This is a genomic window from Leucobacter sp. M11, assembly GCF_035726885.1.
Classification (GTDB): domain Bacteria; phylum Actinomycetota; class Actinomycetes; order Actinomycetales; family Microbacteriaceae; genus JAPFRB01.
In genome coordinates, this window is the sequence record NZ_JAPFRB010000004.1 from 360,129 (window position 1) to 360,971 (window position 843).

An 843-nucleotide genomic window follows, 5' to 3' on the forward strand; every position below is an offset into this window, starting at 1 on the left:
GCCGCGGCTCCACGGTTCGCTGGCGCACGGTCGGCCGCATCGGCCTGGGCTGGCTGTTCACGCTGCCCGCCGCCGGCATCGTCGGCGCGGTGGCCGCAGCCATCGCCCACCTCGGCACGATCGGCATCATCATCGACGCGGTGGTCGGCCTCGGCGTGATCCTGTTCATTTTCTGGCGCTCGAAGAAGAACAACGTGGACCACTCCAACGCGATCAGCGACGTCGCCGAGTCCGGCTACGCGGTCCGGATTCGCAAGCGCAAGATCCGCCCGGTGCCCACCGAGACCGGAACCATCCCGCCGCTCACCTCGATTGCGCAGACCGCGGTCTCCGAGGATAAGGCGGCCAAGGCCGCCGAGCTTGCCGCCGCCGAGGAGGCAGCCGCCGCTGCGTCCTCAGCCAAGAACGAAACGAAGGACACGCTGTGATCGACTGGCTCGCCTTCCTGACCGTTTTCGTCGCCTCGCTGTTCTCGGCGTGCGTCGTGGTGGCGCTCTATTCCCTGGGCATCCGCTTCCTGGCGATGCCCGCCCCGCGCGTGCGCCAGGCCGACGGGAGCTTCGCACCCAACGGCCCCGCCCGCGACGAGGAAGACGACGACGTGGAGGAGGTCGGCCGCCCGCGCTGGGCGACCATCAGCGCGAACATCTGCTTCGCCCTCTCCGTGATCTGCGTGATCGTCGGGATCTACCTCATTGTGCCCGCGCTGCACGCGCTGGGGTCCTAACCCCGGGGCGACGGCCCGCACACTGGCCCCCGTCCGCAGAGCCCCGGCTCCGCGGACGGGGGCCGTTGCGTTCCCCGGCGCTTCCGGGGTTCCGGGCGTAGCATGGGGGCATGGCA

At 70.3% G+C, this 843-nt stretch carries 1 protein-coding gene and 1 pseudogene; both read left to right on the forward strand.

The features are described from left to right. Positions 1 to 428 (forward strand): annotated as a pseudogene (locus tag OOT08_RS13745) (inorganic phosphate transporter); the annotation flags it as partial. Continuing rightward, the gene (locus tag OOT08_RS13750; protein WP_325093355.1) at positions 425 to 727 is read left to right on the forward strand and encodes a hypothetical protein; all 303 of its coding nucleotides are present in this window, start codon (positions 425 to 427) and stop codon (positions 725 to 727) included. The pseudogene OOT08_RS13745 and the gene OOT08_RS13750, both read left to right, overlap by 4 nt. Positions 728 to 843: the final 116 nt, after the last annotated feature.